This is a genomic window from Pseudomonas sp. KT_2_4 (genome assembly GCF_041410225.1).
Taxonomy (GTDB): Bacteria; Pseudomonadota; Gammaproteobacteria; order Pseudomonadales; family Pseudomonadaceae; genus Aquipseudomonas; species Aquipseudomonas paracarnis.
The window spans coordinates 5,698,986-5,723,237 of the sequence record NZ_CP166962.1; the positions used below are offsets into that span (position 1 = coordinate 5,698,986).

Sequence of the window (24,252 nt, forward strand, 5' to 3'; positions counted from 1 at the left end):
TCCCTCTTTTAGATCTGTCAGACTCCAGCAGCTATCAAGCCACGCTAACGGAGGATCTGATGACGATTCGTGCAGTAGTTTTTGATTTCGGCGGTGTCCTGTTCGACTGGAGCCCGCAGCATCTGTACCGCAAGCTGATTGCCAACGACGTCGAGCGCCAGTGGTTCCTCGACACCATCTGCACCCAGGCCTGGAACACCGAGCAAGATGCCGGTCGCTCCCTGGCTGAAGCCACCCGCACCCTGGTTGCCCAATACCCCGAACACAAGACCCTGATCCAGGCTTATTACGAGCGCTGGCCCGAAATGCTGCGTGCTGAATTACCCGAGGGCGTGGCGATTCTCGAAGCGTTGCAACAGGTTGAGATGCCGCTGTTCGGGCTTACCAACTGGTCGGCTGAAACCTTCCCTTACGCCCGGGCCAACTACCCGTTCCTGAAGCGTTTTCGCGACATACTGGTGTCCGGCGAGGTGAAGTTGATCAAGCCTGCCCCGGCGATCTACCACGCCAGCCTCAGTCAGGTGCGTGAACACCTGCCAGACATCCAGGCCAGTGAAGTGGTGTTTATCGACGACGTCGCCGGCAATATCGAGGCCGCCATCGCATTGGGCTGGCAGGGCATTCACCACGTATCGGCCGAGCGCACCGCCGCGCGTTTGCGTGAGCTGGGCGTGGCGTTCTAGCGCGCCCATTTCTCCATCACAAAGTCGACGAACGCCCGCAGCTTGGGCAGGCGATAGCGGTCTTGGCGATACATCAGGTGCATGGGGCGGCTGGGCAGTTTATAGGTGGTCAGCAAGGCCACCAGCTTGCCGCTCTCCAGGTCCGGTTGCACCAGGGCATCGGCCAGCATAATGATGCCCATGCCGTTGATGGCGGCCTGGCGCAAGCCTTGGGAGCTGTTGATGGTCAATGAGCCAGAAACCGGCACCTCCACCCCACCTTCATCGCCGGTCATGCGCCAGAGTTTATCGGTGTCGCGCCAGTTGTCGTTCGCGGGGTAGGCGAATGCCAGGCAGTCATGCTGCTGCAGGTCATCCGGGGTGTGCGGTGTGCCGCGTCGCGCCAGGTAGGCAGGGGAGGCGCAAAGGGTGAGGGTATAGGCCTGCAGAGGCCGGGCGATCAGGCTGGAGCTTTCCAGTTCGCCGAGACGGATCGCCACGTCAAAACCGCTGTCGACGAGATCCATGCGCTCATTGCTCAGCACCACGTACAGGTCGATAAGGGGGTAGCGCTGGGAAAACTCACTCAAGGCCGGCACCAGGCGTTCGGTGCCGAACACCGGGGGGGCGGTGATGCGCAGGCTGCCTTTGGGGGCTTCGCTGTGGACCTGCTCGGCCAGTAGCTCCGAGTCGGCCACCAGCCCCAGCACTTCCAGGCAGCGCTGATAATACTGCCCGCCAAATTCGGTGAGGTTCTGTTTGCGCGTGGTGCGTTTGAGCAAGCTGACGCCAAGCCGTTGTTCCAGCGCTCGCAGATGGTTGCCCACCATGGTGGTCGAAATCCCGCATTCCTGCGCGGCGGCGGTCATGCTGCCGGTCTCGACGACCTTCACGTACACCGACATTGCCTGGAAAAGATCCATTATAAAGCCCTGGTTTAAAGTTATTGCAGTAATTCTGCGTTTATCCAGCGAGGGTGGTTAACCATACTTGATCCACCCCAACGATGCACTGGAGCCGCCACCATGACCGCCGCCTGCCTGATGAGCACTTATCAACCCCTGGCCCTGAGCTTCACTCGCGGGCTGGGCACGCGCCTGTGGGACCAACAGGGCCGCGAATACCTGGACGCCGTGGCCGGCGTGGCGGTGACCAATGTTGGTCATTCCCACCCCAGGTTAGTGGCCGCCATCAGCGAACAGGCCGGCTTGCTGCTGCACACCTCCAACCTCTACAGCATCGACTGGCAACAACAATTGGCCCGGCGCCTGGCCCAACTGTCCGGGCTGGACCGCGCGTTCTTCAACAATTCCGGCGCCGAGGCCAACGAGACGGCGCTGAAGCTGGCGCGTTTGCATGGCTGGAAAAAAGGCATTGAACAGCCGCTGGTGGTGGTGATGGAGAACGCCTTCCACGGCCGCACACTGGGCACCATGGCCGCCAGCGACGGGCCGTCGGTGCGCCTGGGGTTCCAGCGTCTGCCCGGCGATTTCATCAAGGTTGGGTTTGGCGACATGGTGGCCCTGGAGGCGGTCACCGAACAGTTCGGCACGCGTATCGCGGCGGTGCTGCTTGAACCGATCCAGGGCGAAAGTGGTGTGTTGGTGGCGCCGTCGGGCTACCTCAAAGCCCTGCGCGAGCACTGTACGCGCCACGGCTGGCTGATGATGCTCGACGAAATCCAGACCGGCATCGGGCGCACCGGCACCTGGTTTGCCTTCCAGCACGAAGGCATCGTGCCGGACGTGATGACCCTCGCCAAAGGCCTGGGAAATGGCGTGCCCATCGGCGCCTGCCTGGCCCGCGCTGGCGTCGCTGAGCTGTTCACCCCCGGCAGCCATGGCAGCACCTTTGGTGGCAACCCGCTGGCGTGTCGCGTCGGGTGTACGGTGCTGGAGATTATCCAGGAGCAAGGCTTGCTGGAAAACGCCGCACGCCAGGGCGAACACTTGCTGGCGCGTTTACGCATTGAGTTGGAGGACCATCCGCAGGTGCGGGCGATTCGTGGCAAGGGCTTGATGATCGGCATTGAACTGGCAAGCCCTTACCGTGACCTGGCCCAACGGGCGGCGCAGGAGCATGGGCTGTTGATCAACGTCACGCGGGGCAAGATCATTCGGCTGTTGCCGCCGCTGACGTTGCAAGGCAAGGAAGTAGAAATGATCGTGCGAGCCATCACCCGCCTACTGGACTGAAAAAGTGCGGAAGGGGGCGATGCTCGTTCCCACGCTCTGCGTGGTAACACCTCCTGTGACGCTCTGCGTCACGCCTTAAGAGCGGACGCGGAGCGTCCAGGGCAGCGTTACCACGCGGAGCGTGGGAACGATCAGAGGGAGGGGCCATTCAGCCATTCCTGGTTCATGGTCTCCGTATCGCCCAAGTATTCCAGCAACCACGCCATGGCTGGCGACAGCTTGTTCTGCGCCCACGCCACACACGACGGGCTGGCCGGAAATGGCCGGCTCAACTGCAGCGCGACCAAGTCCCCGCGCTCGATCCATGGCAATACCTGATGGGCCGGTGCCATCCCTACACACAGGCCATCGCGCAGGCAATCCAGAGCCGACGCCCAGTTGGGCACCACCAGGCGACGCTGGTTATCCAGGGTCCAGGTGTCGCGCTTGGGCAGGTTGCGTGAGGTGTCGGTCATGCACAGCGAGGCAAAGGGGCGCAGTTGGTCATCACTGAGTAAACCTTCCACCGCAGCTAAGGGGTGCCGGGCGCTGACCACGCACAGCCAGTTCAACAGGCCCATGTCGCGGAAGCTGAAGTGGCTGGCCACCGGCACCGCGCTGGTGGCGCCGATCACGATGTCGGTGCGTTCATCCGCCAGCGCATCCCACACGCCGTTGTACACCTCGTATTCGAGCAGCAATTCCACTTCGGGAAACTGCCGATAGAAGTCGAGCACCAACTGCCGGCAGCGCTGGGGTTTGACGATGGAGTCCACGGCCACCTTCAACTGGCCGCTCCATCCATTGGCCACCTGTTGGCACAGGCGCCGGGTGCCGAGCATTTTTTTCATCACGCCGCGGGCTTCGTCGATAAACAAACGGCCGGCGGGGGTCAGTTCTACGTCGCGATGCCGCCGCACAAACAGCGGCACGGCTAGCCATTCTTCAAGCTGGCGCACGGTGTAGCTGATGGCCGACGGTACGCGGTGCAGTTCCTGGGCGGCGGCGCTGAAGCTGCCGTGACGGGCAACGGCGTCGACCACATCCAGGGAATATTCCGACCACATAGGTAATGCCTTCAAAATTATTGATAAGAGTGTCCAATTATTATCGCTTCACACAGATATTGTCAGCTTCATAATGGGCGCCAGTCAGCAAATAGTTTGATGGCAGTATCTACAAGGCTTCGATGAAAAATTCTTTTGGTTTTACCTGGTATCTGGCGGGGCTGAGCATGCTCGGTTATCTGGCCATGGACATGTACTTGCCGGCGTTTGGCGCCATGGGCGAGCAGTTGAACATTGGTGCTGGCGCGGTGGGCGCCAGCTTGAGTATTTTCCTTGCCGGCTTTGCGCTGGGGCAGTTGCTGTGGGGGCCGCTCTCGGACCGCCTGGGGCGCAAGCCGATTCTGATCGCGGGCCTGAGCCTGTTTGTGCTCGGTTGCCTGGGCATGTTCTGGGTTCAGAGCGCGCCGCAACTGCTGGCCCTGCGCTTTATGCAGGCGATTGGCGTGTGTGCCGCCGCCGTCAGTTGGCAGGCCTTGGTGATTGATCGCTACCCGGCCGACAAGGCTCATCGCGTCTTCGCCAGCATCATGCCGTTGATGTCGCTGTCTCCGGCCCTGGCTCCGCTGTTGGGGGCCATGGTGCTGAATCACTTTGGTTGGCAGGCGATCTTCGGCGTGTTGCTGGTGGTGTCGTTATTGCTGCTGGTGCCGACCCTGTTCCTGCGCAATGTGCCCAAGCGTTCGGAGCACAAGGGCAGCCCGGTGCGCCTGGGCTATGGGCAATTGCTCACCTCGCGGGTGTTTACCGGCAATGTAATGATTTTCGCCGCCTGTTCGGCCAGCTTCTTCGCTTGGCTGACCGCCTCGCCGTTCATCCTCGGTGGCATGGGCTACAGCCCGAACGACATCGGCCTCAGCTACGTACTGCCGACCCTGGCGTTTCTCGTTGGCGGCTACAGTTGCCGCAGCGCCTTGCAGCGCCTGGCGGGTAAAACCCTGCTGCCGTGGTTGCTGGTCGCCTATTGCTTGAGCATGGTGGCGTTGTACCTGGTGGCCACCTTGAGTGTGCCGACCCTGACTACCTTATTGATCCCGTTCTGCCTGATGGCGCTGTGCAACGGCGCCAGCTACCCGATTGTGGTGGCGAATGCGCTGATGCCCTTTGCGGAAAATTCCGGCAAGGCGGCGGCCCTGCAAAACACCCTGCAGTTGGGCCTGTGCTTCCTGGCCAGCCTGTTGGTGTCGTCGATGATCGAGCAACCGCTGTTGATCACGGTGATTGTGATGCTGGCGACCGCGCCGCTGGCGGTGTTGGGGTATTGGTTGGCACGGCCGAAGGGCAATTCTTCCGAACTGGCCAACGCCTGAGCTGACAATACGATCAAAGTGTGGGAGCTGGCTTGCCTGCGATAGCGGTGTATCAGTGCCAGATGGGCTAACTGACAGACCGCTATCGCAGGCAAGCCAGGTCCCACATTGTTTTGCGTTTCTTCAGTTAGAACGTCACTTCCATGTTCAGCGTCGGCGTTGAGGTGCGGCTGCCACGCCCACCGTCCACGCCGAATTTGTTATGCCAGTACTCATACCCCACCCCCAGGTACAAGTTCGGCTTGACGCTTTTACCCGGTCGCACCGCCACCATCAGCGCCGTACGCATCAGCGCTTCCGGTGCGGTATCGCGGCCATGGTAGTCCTCGCCTTTTTCCCCGACGTAGTTAATGAACCCCTGGAATTTCGCCGCATGGTTGCCCACCTCGAACGGTCGCATCCAGGTCAGGTTGAGCATGTAGGTAGCGTCGAAGGTGTGGTTCGACTCTTGCGCGCCGGGAATGCCGGTGTGGTTCTTTTCCTTGTAGTACATCAGGCTCAGGTCCAGCACGCCGACAGTGTTGAACTTCAACGTGGGGCCAATCACCAGAGCGCGCTTCTTGGCGGAGGCGAAGTTGTTGTTGCGGTTGGCGTCGAAGCCCAGGGTCAACGCGTAATCCTTGATCAGCCCCGTGCCCGGCTGCAAGTCGAACACGCGTGAGGCATACAACTGATGCCGGTACACGGCGTACACCTCGCTGCCCCCGTGGTCGGTGCCTTTGCGCGGGTCGCTGCTGTCGGACAGGAATACGTCGAGGTTGAGGAAGTTGCTGCCGTAACGGTAGCCGCTGGCATGGGTAAAACTGTAGATGCGCTTGCTGAATTCGTCGGGGTTGTTCGGGTTGGTGAAGTGCTGCCCGTAGCGAAACCCGACGCTGTTGTTCATCCATTCCACCGCAACGGCCTCCCCGCCGCCGAGAAGGGTCAATGCGACGGTGGCGCCCTGTAGTGCCTTTTTCATTCTTTTTGTCCTTTAGCGTTCTGGCTCGTGACGGCCGGATTGTTTTTGTAACGCCGTTGGAGGGTATCTTGTTCGATTGATTGTATACAACTCTATGGACATAGAGTCTTAACATTGCATACAGTGAGCGCACAACAAAAACAGAGAACCCCTCACCATGACTATCCCGAAGGCGTCACCGCAGCGGCCCGAAGATGAAAATCTGGGCGTCGCCGCCAACATGGCTTACGGCCTGCAGCATGTGCTCACCATGTATGGCGGTATCGTCGCCGTGCCGTTGATCGTCGGCCAGGCAGCCGGGTTGTCGCCGGCGGATATCGGCTTGCTGATCGCTGCATCGCTGTTTGCCGGTGGCCTGGCCACGCTGCTGCAAACCCTGGGCCTGCCGTTTTTCGGCTGTCAGTTGCCGCTGGTGCAGGGCGTGTCGTTCGCGGGTGTGGCGACCATGGTGGCGATTGTCGGCAGCGACGGTGCCGGTGGTGTGCCAGCGATACTCGGGGCGGTGATGGCCGCATCCTTTATCGGTTTGTTGATCACCCCGGTGTTCTCAAGGATCACCAAGTTTTTTCCGCCGCTGGTAACGGGCATTGTGATTACCACCATCGGCCTGACCCTGATGCCCGTAGCGGCGCGCTGGGCCATGGGTGGCAACAGCCGGGCGGCGGATTTTGGCAGCATGTCTAACATCGGCCTGGCCGCGCTGACTCTGGTGCTGGTGCTGCTACTGAGCAAGATCGGCAGCGCAACCATCTCGCGCCTGTCGATCCTGCTGGCCATGGTGATCGGCACGGTGATCGCGGTGCTGCTTGGCATGGCGGACTTCTCTGGTGTCATGCAGGGGCCGATGTTCGGTTTCCCCACGCCATTTCACTTCGGCATGCCCACCTTCCATGTGGCGGCGATTATTTCCATGTGCATCGTGGTGATGGTGACGCTGGTGGAAACGTCAGCGGATATCCTGGCGGTGGGCGAGATCATCGACACCAAAGTGGACTCCAAGCGCCTGGGCAACGGCCTGCGCGCCGACATGCTGTCGAGCATGTTCGCGCCGATCTTCGGTTCGTTTACCCAGAGCGCGTTCGCCCAGAACGTCGGCCTGGTGGCGGTGACCGGGGTCAAGAGTCGGTTTGTGGTGGCCACTGGCGGGGTATTCCTAGTGGTGCTCGGCCTGCTGCCATTCATGGGCCGGGTGATCGCGGCCGTGCCCACCTCCGTGTTGGGCGGCGCCGGGATTGTATTGTTCGGCACGGTGGCGGCCAGCGGGATTCGCACGCTGTCCAAGGTGGATTACCGCAACAACATGAACCTGATCATCGTCGCCACATCCATCGGCTTCGGCATGATCCCCATCGCCGCGCCCAGCTTCTACGATCAGTTTCCAAGCTGGTTCGCGACCATCTTCCACTCGGGCATCAGCTCGTCGGCAATCATGGCGATATTGCTGAACCTGGCATTCAACCACTTCACCGCCGGCAACTCGGACCAGCAGTCAGTGTTTGTGGCGGGGACTGAGCGCAGCTTGTGCTTTCGCGACGTGGCCGCGTTGCGCGATGGCGATTACTACCGGGGTGGGAAGTTGTTTGATGCCGAGGGCAAGGAAATTCCCCTGGTAGCGGATACCTTGAGGAAAGCATCCAAGGCTGAGACCAGCGAGGTTTAATGAGCGACCCGTGTACCCTGTGGGAGCTGGCTTGCCTGCGATAGCGATGGTGAATTCACCGGTGCTATCGCAGGCAAGCCAGCTCCCACAGGGATTCAGCCGGCCTTGAGGGCTTTGTGCGGCAACGAACACGCCTCATCCAGAAACTTCACCACCGTCCCCATGCATGCCTGGCGTTCTTCCACATGGGGCATGTGGCTGGAGTCTTCAAACAGTGCCCAGCGCACGTCCGCTATCTCATCCAGGAACGGCTTGACCACCAACGGTGTGGCTTCGTCATGTCGACCGGAAATCACCAGGGTTGGCACCTTGATGGCTGACAGGCGGCCGATCACATTCCAGTCCTTCAAGCTGCCGATCACGTGGAATTCGGTCGGGCCGCTCATGGCGTGGTACACCGTCGGGTCGGCATCCACCTGGGCGAAGGTGCGTGCCACTTCTTCGGGCCACGGGTTGACCCGGCACACATGCTGGTCATAGAAAATCCGAGAGGCCGCGAGGTATTGCGGGTCTTGGTAGGTGCCGGCCTGCTCGTGCTTGAGCAGGGTTTCGTGCACGCCTTCAGGCAACAGCTTGCGCAGGCGATTGGCTTCGCTGACCCAGGTGCGCATGCAGGTGGGCGAGTTGGCAGGGATAAACGCGCGCAGGCCTTTGGGTTGCAAGATCGCGTGTTCGCTGCCGAGCATGCCGCCCCAGGATTGCCCCAGGATCGCGTAGTTCTCACTGATTTGCAGGTGGTCCAGCAGGTTGTTCAACTCGTCGAGGAACAGGCCGATGGTCCAGAACGACGGATCTTTTTCCGGCAAATGCGTGGAGCGGCCGTTGCCCAACTGGTCGTAATGGATGACTGCGTGGCCGCTGGCGGCGACGTCCTTGAAGGCGTCGACGTAATCGTGGGTGCAGCCCGGGCCGCCATGGATGATCACCAAGGGCGTGCGGCCTGTGCTCAGGTCGCCCGTGACGCGATACCAGGTCTGATAGGCGCCAAAGGGCGCGTAGCCTTCGCGAACTTTTTCGATGAATTCCATTTCGTACCCTGCTCTGAAAAAAAGGATCAGGGTTACGATAGTCTGAACAAAAAGTTTAGGTAACTAGCAAAACAGATAGGTTTTTGCCGAAAGCTCAATCTTCCAGCAAGCGGTAATGGGTGGCTCGAACCACCGCTTGAACACGGTTTTTGGCCCCCAGTTTGTGCATGGCCGAGGCCAGGTGCAGGGTGACCACTGCCAGGGAGCGGCTCAATTGCGTGGCGATTTCAGCGGCGGTCAGGCCTTCTGCCGCCCATTTCAGGCATTCGCGCTCGCGCTTGGTCAGGCGGATGTGCGGATAAGCCCGCACCTCCTTGCTGAACAGCGGGTACGCCGCTTCCTGGAGGGCATGGGTAATCAGACTGAAATCGGCCAGCGTATGTTGGGCGTCCTTCAATACCGTGCGCGCCTTGCCGGTGCGTAAGCCGGTGAGCGAGGCAAAACCGCCCTTGGGCAGATGAATCGGCACACTGACGCCGCAGGTCAGCTGGCGTTCATGCAGGTAGGAGGAAACGGGAGCGTGGCACGGGTCGATGATCTTTTGCAGGGCGGTCTCAGTCTTGGCCTCATAGGACCAGACAAACGGTGATACCGAACTCAATGCCAGGTGTTGCACCGGGTCGATCTGGTAAAACCCTTCGCTGCACCATAAGGCGTGCCAGTCGGCCGGTGTGTTGCGCAGTTGCAACAGCGAAGGCGTGATCAGTGCGCCGTTGAGGTCGATGGGCACCGGGCTGTAGTCATACACCAGCGCATCGAAGCCCAGTTGTTGGGCCAGGATAAACGTATTGTCCATCTGTTCATCCAGGCTCCTGCCCGATATGAGGCGATTATTGAAGGCGGTCAGCTTGGCCAGCATCCGTTCTGCTCCCGAATTCATTTGAATCTCGACTTGCTGCAAGTAGAATGCCACGCCCCGGCGAAGGACTGCCAGGCCAAACCTATAAGAAATACTAGGTTATGGACGCACGGCATCCTCGGTAGTGTTGACCTGATAAACGGCCGCTACCCGCCAGGCCGATACAACACAAGGAATGTATGCATGTGGCGTGAAATTGCCCCCGACCAGCAATACAACGTGCAAGTCGACGGCCATAACCTCGTGGTCTACAGCTTTGGCGAAGGCGATGAGGTGCTGCTGTGTCTCAACGGCGGGCCGGGCCTGCCGTGTGACTATCTGCGTGACGCCCATGGCTGGCTCAAAGCGCATAACCTGCGAGTGGTTGCATTCGACCAGCTTGGCACAGGCGCATCAGCCAGACCGACCGATGCCGCACTGTGGGAAATCCGCCGTTATGTCGAAGAAGTCGAGACCGTGCGCCAGGCGCTGGGCCTGGGCCGCGTGCATTTGCTCGGGCACTCCTGGGGCGGTTGGCTGGGGATCGAATATGCCGTGCATTATCCCGGTGCGCTCAAAAGCCTGATCCTGGAAAACACCGTCGGCGACATTCCCCACCTGTCCCAGGAGCTGGAGCGCCTGCGCGGCGCCCTGGGCAGCGAAACCGTGGCCATGATGCAACGCCACGAAGCCATGGGCACCCTCGACCACCCGCAGTACCAGGCCGCCATCACCTTGCTCAACTACCGCCACGTGTGTCGGCTCGACGAATGGCCGGAGCCGGTCAAGCGCTCCCTGGGCGACTGGAACATGGGGCCTTACGAAACCATGCAAGGCCCCAACGAGTTCCTCTATATCGGCAACCTCAAGGACTGGAACCGCCTCAAGGAAATGGCCGAGTTCACGATGCCGATCCTGATCACCACCGGCCAACATGACGAACTTACCCCCGCTTGCGCAATGCGCATGAAACTAGCAGCACCCCACGCCGAGTTGCATGTGTTCCCCAACAGCAGTCATATGCCGTTTTACGAGGAGCCGCAGGCGTACTTCCCGGTGCTGCTGGACTTCCTCGCTCGCCACCGAGACTGACGCATGAACCTGGCGCGCTACCGTTTTGTGTTGTCCCGGCCCCTGCAATTGCTGCCGGTGCTGCTGGGCATCAGCCTGATCACCTTCGTGTTGGTGCGCTCGATTCCTGGCGACCCGGCGCGCGCCTTGCTGGGTTCGCGCAGCACGCCGGATGCGCTGCTGAAGATCCGCGCCCAGTTCGGCCTCGACCAGCCTTTGTGGTTGCAATACTTTTACTTCCTGAAAAACCTGCTCAAGGGCGACCTCGGCCAATCGCTGCTGTACAAGGTCGACGCCCTGAAACTGATCGTCACCCGGATCGAGCCGACCCTGGTGCTGGTGCTGGGCAGCGTGGTGCTCGCGTTGTTGATAGCGGTGCCACTGGCAACGATTGCGGCGCGCCAGCAAGGCCGTTGGGCAGACAAGCTGATCCGCGTGTTCACCACGGTCGGCCTGGGCATGCCGGCGTTCTGGCTGGGGTTGATGCTGATCCTGCTGCTCAGCGTGAAATGGGGCTTGTTCCCGGTGTCCGGTTACGGGCGCACCTGGCTGGACAAGGCGCACCACATGCTCTTGCCGTGCCTGACCATCGCCCTGGCGCTGTCGGCGGTGCTGGTGCGTAACCTGCGGGCGAGCATGTTGATGGAATTGCAGGCGGATCACGTCACCGCCGCACGCGCACGCGGGCTGTCGGAAGGCGCGGTGTTTCGCCGGCATGTGCTGCCCAACGCTCTGGTGCCGGCGGTCAACCTGCTGGCGGTCAACATCGGTTGGCTGATCAGCGGCACGGTAGTCATCGAAAGCCTGTTCGCGATTCCAGGCATCGGCCAATTGCTGGTGCGCGGCATTTTCACCCGTGACTACATGGTGGTGCAGGGCGTGGCGATGGTGCTGGCCTGTGCCACTGTGGTGGTCAACTTCATGGCTGACCTGGTGACAGTGGCCCTTGACCCACGGGTGAAGATGCAATGAGCAGTCGCCCCCTGATCGCCCCATGGCGCTTGCGCCTGCGCTTTGGTTTTCGCAATGGCCGACTGACCGCCGCATGGGGGTTGTTGATCCTGTTCGCGTGGTTGGCCCTGGCGCTGTTTGCGCCGTGGGTCGCGCCCTATGACCCCATCGCGCAGGACACCGGCATGAGTTTGCTGGCCCCCAGCCTTGCCCATCCGTTGGGTACGGACAATTACGGCAGGGACATCCTGTCGAGGGTGATCTGGGGTGCGCGCATCGACCTGCAGTTGGCGGTTATCGGGGTGATCTTCCCTTTCATCATTGGCACCTTTATCGGTGCGGTCTCGGGTTATATCGGCGGGCGTTTCGACAGTGTCTGCATGCGTGTGATCGACGTGGTGCTGGCGTTCCCGTTCCTGGTGCTGATGCTGGCGATCATGGCCATCCTCGGGCCGGGCTTACAGAGTTTTTACATCGCCATGGCGCTGGTGGGCTGGGTGTCGTATGCGCGCCTGATTCGCTCGCAGATCCTGGTGCTCAAGGAAAGCGAGTTCGCCCTGGCCGCCAAGAGCCTGGGCTTTGGCCATGGACGCATTCTGTTCCGGCATTTGTTGCCCAATGCGCTGTTTGGCTCCATCGTGTTTTCCATGTCCGACGCGGTGCTGGTGCTGCTCAACGGCGCCGCCGTCAGCTACCTGGGCCTGGGGGTGCAACCACCGACCGCCGAATGGGGGACGATGGTGGCCGAGGGGCAAGCCTTTATCACCACCGCCTGGTGGATCTGCACCTTTCCGGGCCTGGCCATCGTGACCTTGGCCATGGGCTTCAGCCTGTTGGCCGATGGTGTTGCACAGGTATTGGGGGAGCGCTCATGAGCCTGCTGAAGGTGCGCGACCTCAGTGTGATCGCCAACAACGCCGGGCGTGAGGTCACCTTGGTGGACCGGGTGTCTTTCGACCTGGCCGAGGGTGAAATCCTCGGCCTGGTGGGCGAGAGCGGTTCGGGCAAGACCATGGCCTGTCGCGGCCTGATGCGTCTGTTGCCATCGCCCAACCTGCGGGTGCAGGGCGGCGCGGTGCAGTTGGCCGGCCAGGACTTATTGGCACTGGATGATGCCGGTATGCGCGCCGTGCGCGGCGGGCAGTTGGGCATGGTCTTCCAGAACCCCAGCAGCCACCTGGACCCGCTGATGCGTATCGGTGAGCAGATCGCCGAGGGCATCCGCCTGCATCAAGGTGCGTCGAAAAAAGACGCGCGCTTGCAGGCGATCGAGGTATTGCGTCAGGTCGGGATTCCCGATCCGCAGGCCCGGGTCGACAACTACCCCCATGAGTTTTCCGGTGGCATGCGCCAGCGCGCCATGATCGCCGTGGCCCTGGGCTGCAACCCGAAGGTGTTGATCGCCGACGAACCGACCACGGCCCTGGATGTGACGGTGCAGGCGCAAATCCTGCGGCTGTTGCTCGATCTGCGCGACCAGCGTGGCCTGTCGATCATCATGATCACCCATGACCTGGGCGTGGTGGCGCAAACCTGCGATGCCATCGCCGTGATGTACGCCGGGCGCCTGTGCGAGCACGGCAGCAAATACGAACTGCTGGCCCAACCGCAACATCCGTATACCGCAGGCCTGATCGACTGCCAGCCGGCCCACAGCAGCGGGCATGCGTTGTTGCGCACCATTGCTGGCCAGCCGCCGTTGCTCGATGCACTGCCCGACGGCTGCCGCTTCCACCCGCGCTGCCCACAGGCCGGCGCCTTGTGCACCGAGTTGCTGCCCCAGGGCGCACGCGTGGCCTGTCACTACCCGTTGGGAGCGCGCCCATGAGCTTGTTACAGGTCAAGGATCTGGAAGTGCGCTTTGCCGCGTCCGGCAGCGGCCTGCTGGGCCTCAACCGCCAGTGGGTGAGGGCGGTGAACGGGGTGTCGCTGAACCTCGCCGCCGGTGAAACCCTGGGTTTGGTGGGCGAGTCCGGCAGTGGCAAGAGCACCCTGGGCCGGGCAATTCTGCACCTCAACCCGATCAGCGCCGGGCAGGTGTTGTTCGACGGTATCGACATGGCCCATGGCAGCGCCATCGACATCGCCCGACTGCGGCATGAAACCGCGATGATTTTCCAGGACCCCTACGCCGCACTCAATCCACGGCACAGCATTGGCGAAACCCTCGCCGAGGTACTGCGTGTGCAGCGTAAGGTGGCGGCGCAGCAGATTCCTGAGCGTGTGAATGAGTTGCTCGAACTGGTCGGCTTGCGTCCTGAGCTGGCTTCACGCAAGCCCGGCTCTCTCAGTGGCGGCCAGTGCCAGCGCGTGGGTATCGCCCGGGCGCTGGCGGTGGAGCCGCGCCTGATCATTGCCGATGAATGTGTGGCGGCGCTGGATGTGTCGATCCAGGGCCAGATCATCAACCTGCTGCTGGAACTGCAACAGCGCATGAACCTGGCGATCCTGTTTATCGCCCATGACCTGGCCATCGTGCGACGCCTGTGCGACCGCGTGGCGGTGATGTACTTGGGCAAGATCGTCGAGGAAGGCCCGGTGGAAGCGGTGTTCACCGCGCCGCGTCACCCGTATACGGCAGCGCTGATCCAGGCCATCCCGGAGATCGATCCGCACCGGCCATTGCCTGCGCAGCCATTGCCCGGCGAACCGCCGAGCCCGCTGAATCTGCCGACTGGTTGTGCCTTTCACCCGCGTTGCCGGTATGCGCAAGCCAAGTGTTCCTCGGTATTGCCTCCCACCCATTTCCTGCACGAGCATCGGTACAGTTGCGTGCTTGAAGACCCTTTGCTTTGACTTTCTGCCATTCATTAACAAGGAGTTGTGATATGCACTCGCGCCACTTGAAATTGCTCGCCGCCGCTACCCTCACGGCCTGGTCGCTGACCGCCGGCCTGGCACAGGCCTCCGGTGTGCTCACCATCGGCTGCCGTGAAGACAGCACCACCTTCGACCCGATCAAAAGCGCGCAAAACCGCGACACCTGGGTATTTGCCAACGTCTACGACACCCTGGTGCGCGTGGATAACCTGGGCACCAAGATGGAACCGGGCCTGGCCGAAAGCTGGGACATTTCCAAGGATGGCCTGACCTACACCTTCAAGCTGCGCGAGGCGAAGTTCTCTGACGGCTCGCCGATCACTGCCGCCGACGCCGCATTCAGCCTGCTGCGCATCCGCGACAACAAGGCCTCCTTGTGGAGCGACCCGTTCAGCCTGATCAACACCGCCACGGCCAGCGATGCCAAGACCCTGGTGGTCACCTTGAAAACCCCGGCGGTGGCCTTCCTCTCGCAACTGGCGTCGCCAACGGTGTCGATCCTGTCGGAAAAAGCCATGACCAAGATGGGCGAAGACGCCTACTCGGAAAACCCGGTGACCTCCGGCGCGTTTACCGTGGACGAGTGGCGCAAGGGCGACCGCGTGATCCTGAAGAAAAACCCGAATTTCTGGCAGGCCGGCAGCGTGAGCCTGGACGGCGTGGAATGGGTGTCGGTGACCGATGACAACACGCGCATGCGCATGGTGCAGAACAACGAACTCGACACGGCGATCTTCGTGCCGTTCTCCCGGGTCGAGGAACTGAAAAAAGACCAGAACGTGGTGATCCACGCCGACCCGTCCACCCGTGAAGATCACCTGTTGATCAACCACGAGCACGGCTTGTTGGCCAAGCCGCAAGTGCGCCAGGCCCTGGACATGGCCATCGACAAGCAATCGCTGGTCAAAGCCGTCACTTACGGTCAAGGCACCGTGGCTTATTCCTACATTCCAAAGGGCTCGCTGTACCACTACGCCAACAACCTGCAACGCCCGTACGACCCGGCCGAAGCCAAGAAGCTGCTGGCCGCTGCAGGTGCCCAGGATTTGAAGCTCAACTACGTGGTCAACGCCGGCAACGAGGCCGACGAGCAGATCGCGGTAATCATCAAAGACCAGCTGGCCAAGGTCGGTGTGACCGCCAACCTGCAAAAAGTCGACCCGACCCAAAGCTGGCAGATGCTGGTAGACGGTGAGTACGATATTTCGGTGATGTACTGGACCAACGACATCCTCGACCCCGACCAGAAAACCACCTTCGTGCTGGGCCACGATACCAACCAGAACTACATGACCCGCTACAAGAACGACCAGGTCAAGGCCTTGGTGGCGGCTGCGCGGATCGAGGCAGACCCGGCCAAGCGTGAGCAAATGTATGTGGAGTTGCAGAAACTGGCCAAACAGGATGTGAACTGGATTGACCTGTACTACAGCCCGTACATCAACATCTCACGCAAGAACGTAAGCAACTTCCTGCAGAACCCGTTGGGGCGCTTCACCCTTGAGGAAGTGGTCAAAAACTGAGTATTTGAGTACACCACAAAGCAATGTGGGAGCTGGCTTGCCTGCGATACAGACACCTCGGTGCTTCAGTGACACCGCGGTGATGCTATCGCAGGCAAGCCAGCTCCCACCTTTGTTTTGCGGTGTGTCAGGGCTTACTGCGCATCGAAGGCCTGGCCATTGATGCCCGCACTGTCCGGCCCCATCAGGTACAGGTACACCGGCATGATCTCTTCCGGCGCCGGCCTTTCCATCGGGTTTTCCCCTGGGTACGCCTGGGCGCGCATGCTGGTGCGGGTGCCGCCCGGGTTGATGCTGTTGGCGCGCACTGCGGCCACATCTTCCAGTTCATCGGCCAGGGTTTGCATCAGCCCCTCGGTGGCGAACTTGGACACGCCATAGGCACCCCAATAAGCACGGCCCTTGCGCCCGACGCTGCTGGAGGTGAATACCACCGACGCATCCTGGGACAGCTTGAGCAACGGCAGTAAAGTGCTGGTCAGCATGAACATCGCGTTGACGTTGACGTGCATCACCCGCATGAAGTTCTCGCCGGACAACTGCTCGATGGGCGTGCGCGGGCCGATGATCGAGGCGTTGTGCAACAAACCGTCGAGGTGGCCGAATGCCTTTTCGATCATCGCTGCCAGCTCATCGTATTGATGGGGCAGGGCGGTCTCCAGGTTGAACGGGATCACCACCGGCTGCGGGTGGCCGGCGGCTTCGATCTCGTCATACACCTGGGCCAGGTTGGCTTCGGTCTTGCCCAGCAACAGCACGGTGGCGCCATGGGCGGCATAGGTCTTCGCCGCTGCCGCGCCAATCCCGCGACCGGCGCCGGTTACCAGGATGATCCGGCCTTTGAGCAGTTCTGGAGGGGCAGAGTAATCAAACATAAATAGCCTCGACAAATTTCAAGGTGATACAGCTCTCGAAGTGGAGTCCATATCCTGTGGGAGCTGGCTTGCCTGCGATGGCGGACGACCGGTCGCCAAATGTGCTGGCTGGCAGACCGCTATCGCAGGCAAGCCAGCTCCCACATTGCTTCGAACCATCAGCAACTGCACAGCGCGTTATCCAGCACCTTGCGCAATTCCAGCGGGTGATCCACCACCACATCCGCGCCCCAGTGGCGGGGGTTGTCGTCCGGGTGGATATAGCCATAAGTGACCGCCGCCGTGCGCGTACCAGCATCGCGGCCGGATTCGATGTCGCGCAGGTCATCGCCCACGAACAACACGCTGGCCGGGTCCAGGTCGAGCATCTTGCACGCCAGAATCATCGGCTCCGGGTCCGGCTTGCTGTTTTTCACGTGGTCCGGGCAGATCAGCACGGCCGAACGCTCGGCCAGGCCCAGCCGTTGCATGATCGGTTCGGCAAAGCGCACCGGCTTGTTGGTGACCACACCCCAGATCAACTTGGCTTTCTCGATGTCTTCCAGCAGCTCGGCCATGCCGTCGAACAGCTTGCTGTGGACTGCGCAATCCTTGAGGTAACGCTCCAGGAATTCCTGGCGCAGTTCCTCAAAACCCGGCGACTCCGGGTCCATCGAGAAGGTCACCGCGACCATCGCCCGCGCACCACCGGAAATTTCATCGCGGATGTGCTGCGGGTTGATCGGCGCCAGGCCGCGGTCGGCGCGCATGGCCTGGCAGATGGCGATAAAGTCCGGCGCGGTGTCCAGCAGGGTACCGTCCATGTCGAAGAGAACCGCTCGCAACTTCACAGGCTTACTCCTCGCGCAGGGTCTGGATCATGTAGTTGACGTCAACATCGTTGGCCAGCTTGTAGTGCTTGGTCAGCGGGTTGTAGGTCAGGCCGATGATGTCCTTGACGGTCAGCCCGGCTTGGCGGCTCCACGCACCCAGCTCGGAAGGGCGGATGAATTTCTTGAAATCATGGGTGCCGCGCGGCAGCAGCTTCATGATGTATTCAGCGCCGATGATCGCGAACAGGTAGGCCTTGGGGTTGCGGTTGATGGTGGAGAAGAACACCTGGCCGCCGGGCTTGACCATACGGAAGCACGCACGGATCACCGAGGACGGGTCCGGCACGTGTTCGAGCATTTCCAGGCAGGTGACCACGTCGAACTGCTCGGGCATTTCCTCGGCCAGGGCTTCGGCAGTGATCTGGCGGTATTCCACGCTCACGCCGGATTCGAGCTGGTGCAACTGGGCTACGGCCAGCGGCGCTTCGCCCATGTCGATGCCCATGACGGTGGCGCCGCGCTGGGCCATGGCTTCGCTGAGGATGCCGCCGCCGCAACCGACGTCCAGCACTTTCTTCCCGGCCAGGTTGACGCGCTCGTCAATCCAATTGACCCGCAGTGGATTGATGTCGTGCAAGGGCTTGAATTCGCTCTCGCGGTCCCACCAGCGATGGGCAAGGGCTTCAAACTTGGCGATTTCGGCGTGGTCGACGTTGCTCATGGTGAATCCTCTGAATCTGATAAGTCGGTGTGTCGCGGCTGAACCCAAGGCTTCAGCCGCGTCGTTATTCGCTGTGCCCGCTGATGCGTTGGCCCCAGGCAATGGCCGTGGCGGTCAACTGTTGTTCATCCATGCGGGTCAATTGCCGGTCGTCGAGCAATGGCTTGCCGGCAACCCAAAGGTGTTTCACGCAATCGCGCCCGGTGGCATATATAAGCTGTGAGACCGGATCGTAGATCGGTTGTTGCGCCAGCCCGGAAAGATCAAAAGCGACGATGTCTGCCGCCTTGCCGACTTCCAGGGAGCCAATCTGGCTGTCCAGGCCCATCGCCCTGGCGCCGTTGAGTGTGGCCATGCGCAAGGCGCGGTGGGCATCCAGCGCAGTGGCCGAACCGGCCACGGCCTTGGCCAGCATCGCCGCCGTGCGGGTTTCGCCAAGCAGATCCAGGTCATTGTTGCTGGCGGCGCCGTCGGTGCCGATGGCCACGTTGACGCCAGCCTGCCACAAGCGCTCCACCGGGCAAAAGCCGCTGGCCAGTTTCAGGTTCGATTCCGGGCAGTGAATGACGCTGGTGTTGCTTTCTACCAGTAAAGCCAGGTCGTCTTCGCTGATTTGGGTCATGTGCACGGCCTGAAAGCGCGGGCCCAGCAAGCCAAGGCGAGCCAGGCGCGCCAATGGCCGCTCGCCGGTCTGCTCGACGGCTTGCTGCACTTCAAAGGCGGTTTCGTGAACGTGCATATGGATCGCGGCGTCCAGCTCTTCGGCGATCACCCGGATTTTTTCCAGGTTGGCATCGCACACGGTGTACGGGGCGTGTGGGCCGAAGGTGATTTTGATGCGCGGGTGGTGCTTGAGGTCGCCGAACAACTCGATACCCTGGCGAATCGCCTCGTCGGCACTGCTGGCGCCGGGGATCGGGAAGTCGAGGATCGGCAGTGCGATCTGCGCACGCATACCGCTGTTGTGCACGCAGTCGCTGGCGACCTTGGGGTAGAAATACATGTCCGAGAAGCAGCTGATGCCGCCCTTGATCTGCTCGGCAATGGCCAGGTTGGTGCCGTCGCGCACGAACGCTTCATCGACCCACTTGGCTTCGGCGGGCCAGATGTGCTTTTCCAGCCAGGTCATCAGTGGCAAATCGTCGGCCAAGCCGCGGAACAGGGTCATGGCGGCATGGCCGTGGGCATTGACCAGGCCGGGGCTGAGCAGCATGCCGGGCAGTTCACGCACCTCTTGCGCCGCGAGCTTCAACGCCGCGTCCCGTGGCCCGATAAAGGCAATGCAGCCGTCGCGGATACCCAGGCCATGCTCCTTGAGCACCACGCCAGCGGGCTCGACGGGTACCAGCCAGGTCGGCAGCAGCAACAAGTCGAGCGGGGCGGCAGTGGAGGTCATCGCAGGCTTCTTCCCAGGCAGCTATAAAAGAAGGGCGAAGTATACCCGAGCGTCCTGGCTGGCGGATCGCTATAATCGGCGGCTTTTGTTCATGAGTGCGGGGTAAGGGATGCGCGACCGACTGTTGGCTGCAGACAAAGTGAAGGCCATCGAATGGCGTGATGGCTCGCTGCACCTGCTCGATCAGCGCGTTTTGCCGTCCCGGACGCAATGGGTGGCCTGCAGTACCGTTGAGTCGGTGGCCGACGCCATTCGCACCATGGTGGTGCGGGGCGCGCCGGCTATCGGCATCTGCGCCGCCTATGGCTTGGTCCTGGCCGCCCGCGAGCGTATCGCCGAGGGTGGTGACTGGCAGGCTGCATGGGAAGAAGACTACGGCTTGCTGGCCCATACCCGACCGACCGCATCGAACCTGTTCTGGGCCTTGCAGCGCATGCGCGACCGCCTCGACCGCCTCAAGCAGCACGCCGACCCGCTGGTGGCGCTGGAAGCCGAAGCCGTCGCGATCCATGAGAGCGACCGGGAGGCCAACGTGGTCATGGCCCAGTTGGGCATGGAGCGGATTCGCAAGCACCAGGGCAATGCCCAGGCGATCCTCACCCATGGCAACGCCGGGGCGTTGGCCTCCGGCGGCGTTGGCACAGCTCTCGGGGTGATTCATGCCGCGTATCTGGAGGGGCTGGTCGAGCAGGTCTATGTCAATGAAACCCGCCCCTGGCTGCAAGGCTCCCGTCTTACAGCGTGGGAGTTGGCGGGCCAGGGCATCCCGGTGGCGGTGAATGCCGACTCCGCCGGGGCGCATATCCTCAAGACCAAAGGCGTGACCTGGGTGGTGGTGGGGGCTGACTGTATTGCGGCCAATGGCGATGTGATCAGTAAGATCGGCACTTATCAGTTGGCCGTGTGTGCCATGCACCATGGCGTGCGTTTTATGGTGGTGGCGTCGAGTTCGACCCTCGATTTGATGATGGCTACGGGGGAGGATGTTGCGCTGGAGCAGCGCGATATGAGTGAGTTGCTTGAGGTGGATGGGCAGCGGTTGGATATCGCGGCGTTTAACCCTGTGTTTGATGTGACCCCTGCGGACCTGATCGACGTGATCGTCACCGAAAAAGGCATTGTCGAGCGGCCAGACACTGCCAAACTGGCCAAGTTGATGTGCCGTAAGCGCCTGCATTGAGGGTGTCGGTGGCTGTGGGGGCTCTATCGCAGGCAAGCCAGCTCCCACCTTCAACCGTGTTCACACATCAAAGGTGGGAGCTGGCTTGCCTGCGATTGGCCCTTGAAGTCAATAAGGCGTCTGCATTCCACCCTCGCAAAAAAGCACCATCGCGCCTCTGAGCCCCTCTCGTCCCCTTCAAGCCTGTCATCCGTCAAATTACTAGCCTCCATGCGCATCAGGGGGATAGGTGCGTGGCGGCGATTGTGATAACATCCGGCGGTTTCCAGGGCTCCCCCGAGGGGTGGCCTATAACGTGCAGATCCGTGTCATAACTCGTTGATTTGTCGTAAGTCGTTGTCAGGCACCGTGCCGGCAGCGGCGAGCTTCGTTCGTCCCGAATGGATGTGACGAGGTTTCACCCGAAAAAGGAATCAGGCTTCTCATGGGCGAACTGGCCAAAGAAATCCTCCCGGTCAATATCGAAGACGAGCTGAAACAGTCCTACCTCGACTACGCGATGAGCGTAATTGTCGGTCGGGCACTGCCTGATGCGCGCGATGGCTTGAAGCCCGTGCACCGGCGTGTGCTGTTCGCGATGAGCGAGCTGGGTAACGACTGGAACAAGCCGTACAAGAAATCTGCCCGTGTTGTCGGTGACGTGATCGGTAAGTATCACCCTCACGGCGACACTGCGGTGTACGACACCATCGTTCGGATGGCGCAGCCGTTTTCCCTGCGCTACCTGCTGGTAGACGGCCAGGGTAACTTCGGTTCGGTGGACGGCGACAACGCCGCGGCCATGCGATACACCGAAGTGCGCATGACCAAGCTGGCGCACGAGCTACTGGCCGACCTGCACAAAGAAACCGTGGACTGGGTGCCGAACTACGACGGCACCGAAATGATCCCGGCTGTCATGCCCACCAGGATTCCCAACCTGCTGGTCAACGGTTCCAGCGGTATCGCCGTGGGCATGGCCACCAACATCCCGCCGCACAACCTCGGTGAAGTCATCGACGGTTGCCTGGCCCTTATCGACAACCCTGAGCTGACCGTCGATGAGCTGATGCAATACATTCCCGGCCCGGACTTCCCGACCGCCGCGATCATCAACGGTCGCGCCGGCATCATCGAAGCCTACCGCACCGGCCGTGGGCGCATTTACATGCGCGCCCGCTCGATCATCGAAGACATCGACAAGGTCGGTGGCCGCCAGCAGATCGTCATCACCGAACTCCCTTACCAGTTGAACAAGGCACGCCTGATCGAGAAGATCGCCGAGCTGGTTAAAGAGAAGAAGCTGGAAGGCATCACCGAGCTGCGCGACGAGTCCGACAAAGACGGCATGCGCGTGGTCATCGAGCTGCGCCGCGGCGAAGTGCCGGAGGTGATCCTCAACAACCTCTACGCCCAGACCCAGCTGCAAAGCGTGTTTGGTATCAACGTGGTTGCCCTGATCGACGGCCGCCCGCGCATCCTGAACCTCAAGGACCTGCTGGAAGCCTTCGTGCGTCACCGTCGCGAAGTGGTCACCCGCCGCACCGTGTTCGAACTGCGCAAGGCCCGTGAGCGTGGCCATATCCTGGAAGGCCAGGCGGTTGCGCTGTCGAACATCGACCCGGTGATCGCCCTCATCAAGGCCTCGCCAACCCCGTCGGAAGCCAAGGAAGCGCTGATCAGCACACCTTGGGAATCCAGCGCCGTGGTCGCGATGGTTGAGCGCGCTGGCGCCGACTCGTGCCGCCCCGAGACCCTGGACCCGCAATACGGTCTGCGTGAAGGCAAGTACTTCCTGTCGCCAGAACAGGCCCAGGCCATCCTGGAACTGCGCCTGCACCGCCTCACCGGCCTTGAACACGAGAAGCTGCTGGCCGAGTACCAGGAGATCCTCAACCAGATCGGCGAGTTGATCCGCATCCTCAGCAGCGCTGTGCGCCTGATGGAAGTGATCCGCGAAGAACTGGAAGTGATCCGCGCCGAATACGGCGACGTGCGCCGCACCGAAATCCTCGATGCGCGCCTGGACCTGACCCTGGGTGACATGATCCCGGAAGAAGAGCGCGTGGTGACCATCTCCCACGGTGGCTATGCCAAGACCCAACCGTTGGCGGCCTACCAGGCCCAGCGTCGTGGCGGTAAAGGTAAATCGGCTACCGGCGTGAAGGATGAGGACTACATCGCTCACCTGCTGGTCGCCAACAGCCACACCACGCTGCTGCTGTTCTCCAGCAAAGGCAAGGTGTACTGGCTCAAGACCTACGAAATCCCGGAGGCCTCCCGCGCTGCCCGTGGTCGTCCGTTGGTCAACCTGCTGCCGCTGGACAGTGACGAATACATCACCACCATGCTGCCGGTCGAGGAATACACCGAAGGTCACTTCATCTTCATGGCCACCGCCAAAGGCACCGTGAAGAAGACCCCGCTGGAATCCTTCAGCCGTCAACGCAGCGTGGGCCTGATCGCCTTGGAACTGGACGAAGGCGACGTGCTGATTTCCGCAGCCATCACCGATGGCGAGCGCGAAGTCATGCTGTTCTCCGATGGCGGCAAGGTCACACGCTTCAAGGAATCCGACGTACGAGCCATGGGCCGTACCGCCCGCGGTGTACGCGGCATGCGCCTGCCGGAAGGGCAGAAGCTGATTTCGATGCTGATCCCGGAAGAAGGCAGCCAGATCCTCACCGCTTCCGAGCGTGGTTATGGCAAGCGCACCGCCATCAGTGAGTTCCCGGAGTACAAGCGTGGCGGCCAGGGCGTGATCGCCATGGTCAGCAACGACCGCAACGGCCGTCTCGTCGGCGCGGTGCAGGTGCTCGACGGCGAGGAGATCATGCTGATTTCCGACCAGGGCACCCTGGTGCGTACCCGTGTGGCGGAAGTGTCGAGCCTGGGCCGTAACACCCAGGGCGTGACCCTGATCAAGCTGGCCAAGGACGAAAAACTGGTCGGCCTGGAGCGTGTGCAGGAGCCTTCGGAAGTCGAAGGCGAAGAGCTCGAAGGTGAGGAATTCGAAGGCGAGGTGATCGCAGCTGGCGATGACAACGTTGACGAGCCAACCCTCGACGCTGCCGCAGACGAAGAAGAACCGCAGGAATAAGCGGACACACAGGGGGCGGATGAAGATTCGCCCCCTTGTTGTTTGTCCCCTATGAAACACAGCGCCCTTTGCCTGGACGCGGTCCATGTGGGAGCTGGCTTGCCTGCGATGCAGGCGCCTCGGTCAT

Annotated in this window: 21 protein-coding genes; 12 read left to right on the forward strand and 9 right to left on the reverse strand. The window is 61.5% G+C overall.

All coding sequences use genetic code 11. The features are described 5' to 3' along the window. Positions 1-59 precede the first annotated feature (59 nt). Positions 60-683 (forward strand): HAD family hydrolase, encoded by a 624-nt coding sequence (locus AB9N64_RS26315; RefSeq protein ID WP_371359783.1) that lies wholly within the window; start codon positions 60-62, stop codon positions 681-683. On the opposite strand, the gene AB9N64_RS26320 is transcribed toward AB9N64_RS26315, so the two are convergent. After that, positions 680-1,585: a LysR family transcriptional regulator gene (locus tag AB9N64_RS26320; RefSeq protein ID WP_019820656.1), complete on the reverse strand. Its 906-nt coding sequence runs from the start codon at positions 1,583-1,585 to the stop codon at positions 680-682. The genes AB9N64_RS26315 and AB9N64_RS26320 overlap by 4 nt on opposite strands. Before the next feature lie 102 nt (positions 1,586-1,687). Between AB9N64_RS26320 and AB9N64_RS26325 the strand changes: the two genes are divergently transcribed. Further along, complete coding sequence (locus AB9N64_RS26325; protein WP_020301688.1) at positions 1,688-2,857, forward strand: aspartate aminotransferase family protein; 1,170 nt, start codon at positions 1,688-1,690, stop codon at positions 2,855-2,857. 131 nt (positions 2,858-2,988) lie between these two features. Here AB9N64_RS26325 and punR read toward each other — a convergent pair whose 3' ends face one another. Then, positions 2,989-3,903 (reverse strand): DNA-binding transcriptional activator PunR, encoded by a 915-nt coding sequence (gene punR, locus AB9N64_RS26330; protein ID WP_020301687.1) that lies wholly within the window; start codon positions 3,901-3,903, stop codon positions 2,989-2,991. Positions 3,904-4,025: 122 nt separating this feature from the next. On the opposite strand from punR, the gene punC reads away from it, so the two are divergent. Next, positions 4,026-5,210, forward strand: a complete 1,185-nt coding sequence (gene punC / locus AB9N64_RS26335; protein WP_371359784.1) for a purine nucleoside transporter PunC — start codon at positions 4,026-4,028, stop codon at positions 5,208-5,210. A 127-nt stretch (positions 5,211-5,337) separates the two neighbouring features. On the opposite strand, the gene AB9N64_RS26340 is transcribed toward punC, so the two are convergent. Continuing rightward, the gene (locus AB9N64_RS26340) at positions 5,338-6,171 is read right to left on the reverse strand and encodes a nucleoside-binding protein (RefSeq protein ID WP_371359785.1); all 834 of its coding nucleotides are present in this window, start codon (positions 6,169-6,171) and stop codon (positions 5,338-5,340) included. A 157-nt stretch (positions 6,172-6,328) separates the two neighbouring features. On the opposite strand from AB9N64_RS26340, the gene AB9N64_RS26345 reads away from it, so the two are divergent. After that, entirely contained in the window at positions 6,329-7,831 is a 1,503-nt protein-coding gene (locus AB9N64_RS26345) for a nucleobase:cation symporter-2 family protein (RefSeq protein WP_014717605.1), read from the forward strand. A 95-nt stretch (positions 7,832-7,926) separates the two neighbouring features. Here the strand turns inward: AB9N64_RS26345 and AB9N64_RS26350 are convergent, their stop codons facing one another. Beyond that, entirely contained in the window at positions 7,927-8,859 is a 933-nt protein-coding gene (locus tag AB9N64_RS26350) for a proline iminopeptidase-family hydrolase (RefSeq protein WP_019820652.1), read from the reverse strand. Between the two features lie 94 nt (positions 8,860-8,953). Then, positions 8,954-9,718, reverse strand: a complete 765-nt coding sequence (locus AB9N64_RS26355) for a LuxR family transcriptional regulator (RefSeq protein ID WP_020302504.1) — start codon at positions 9,716-9,718, stop codon at positions 8,954-8,956. 183 nt (positions 9,719-9,901) lie between these two features. Here AB9N64_RS26355 and AB9N64_RS26360 point away from each other — a divergent pair, with 183 nt between their 5' ends. Genes AB9N64_RS26360 through AB9N64_RS26385 form a run of 6 tightly spaced genes read left to right on the forward strand, consistent with a single transcriptional unit; the run spans position 9,902 to position 16,062 of the window. After that, positions 9,902-10,789 (forward strand): proline iminopeptidase-family hydrolase, encoded by an 888-nt coding sequence (locus tag AB9N64_RS26360; RefSeq protein ID WP_019820648.1) that lies wholly within the window; start codon positions 9,902-9,904, stop codon positions 10,787-10,789. Positions 10,790-10,792: 3 nt separating this feature from the next. Beyond that, the gene (locus AB9N64_RS26365) at positions 10,793-11,740 is read left to right on the forward strand and encodes an ABC transporter permease (protein WP_003189752.1); all 948 of its coding nucleotides are present in this window, start codon (positions 10,793-10,795) and stop codon (positions 11,738-11,740) included. Beyond that, complete coding sequence (locus tag AB9N64_RS26370) at positions 11,737-12,594, forward strand: ABC transporter permease (protein WP_032902665.1); 858 nt, start codon at positions 11,737-11,739, stop codon at positions 12,592-12,594. The genes AB9N64_RS26365 and AB9N64_RS26370 overlap by 4 nt, the downstream gene beginning before the upstream one ends. Further along, entirely contained in the window at positions 12,591-13,547 is a 957-nt protein-coding gene (locus AB9N64_RS26375) for an ABC transporter ATP-binding protein (protein WP_019820646.1), read from the forward strand. The genes AB9N64_RS26370 and AB9N64_RS26375 overlap by 4 nt, the downstream gene beginning before the upstream one ends. Beyond that, entirely contained in the window at positions 13,544-14,515 is a 972-nt protein-coding gene (locus tag AB9N64_RS26380) for an ABC transporter ATP-binding protein (protein ID WP_020302500.1), read from the forward strand. The genes AB9N64_RS26375 and AB9N64_RS26380 overlap by 4 nt, the downstream gene beginning before the upstream one ends. A 32-nt stretch (positions 14,516-14,547) precedes the next feature. Next, positions 14,548-16,062 carry an ABC transporter substrate-binding protein gene (locus AB9N64_RS26385; protein WP_371359786.1) on the forward strand — a complete coding sequence of 505 codons (1,515 nt, stop codon included), beginning with the start codon at positions 14,548-14,550 and terminating at the stop codon, positions 16,060-16,062. A 134-nt stretch (positions 16,063-16,196) separates the two neighbouring features. Here the strand turns inward: AB9N64_RS26385 and AB9N64_RS26390 are convergent, their stop codons facing one another. From AB9N64_RS26390 to AB9N64_RS26405, 4 genes are all read right to left on the reverse strand, one after another. Beyond that, entirely contained in the window at positions 16,197-16,937 is a 741-nt protein-coding gene (locus AB9N64_RS26390; protein WP_014717613.1) for a YciK family oxidoreductase, read from the reverse strand. A 158-nt stretch (positions 16,938-17,095) separates the two neighbouring features. Further along, positions 17,096-17,767, reverse strand: a complete 672-nt coding sequence (mupP, locus tag AB9N64_RS26395; protein WP_003189759.1) for an N-acetylmuramic acid 6-phosphate phosphatase MupP — start codon at positions 17,765-17,767, stop codon at positions 17,096-17,098. A gap of 4 nt (positions 17,768-17,771) precedes the next feature. Then, the gene (ubiG, locus tag AB9N64_RS26400; protein ID WP_003189760.1) at positions 17,772-18,470 is read right to left on the reverse strand and encodes a bifunctional 2-polyprenyl-6-hydroxyphenol methylase/3-demethylubiquinol 3-O-methyltransferase UbiG; all 699 of its coding nucleotides are present in this window, start codon (positions 18,468-18,470) and stop codon (positions 17,772-17,774) included. Between the two features lie 64 nt (positions 18,471-18,534). After that, the gene (locus AB9N64_RS26405; protein ID WP_032902666.1) at positions 18,535-19,866 is read right to left on the reverse strand and encodes a TRZ/ATZ family hydrolase; all 1,332 of its coding nucleotides are present in this window, start codon (positions 19,864-19,866) and stop codon (positions 18,535-18,537) included. Between the two features lie 109 nt (positions 19,867-19,975). Between AB9N64_RS26405 and mtnA the strand changes: the two genes are divergently transcribed. Together mtnA and gyrA are read left to right on the forward strand one after the other, a co-directional pair. Further along, complete coding sequence (mtnA, locus tag AB9N64_RS26410) at positions 19,976-21,046, forward strand: S-methyl-5-thioribose-1-phosphate isomerase (protein ID WP_371359787.1); 1,071 nt, start codon at positions 19,976-19,978, stop codon at positions 21,044-21,046. A 424-nt stretch (positions 21,047-21,470) separates the two neighbouring features. Continuing rightward, positions 21,471-24,125, forward strand: coding sequence for a DNA gyrase subunit A (gene gyrA, locus AB9N64_RS26415; protein WP_014717617.1), 2,655 nt, complete (start codon positions 21,471-21,473; stop codon positions 24,123-24,125). Positions 24,126-24,252: the final 127 nt, after the last annotated feature.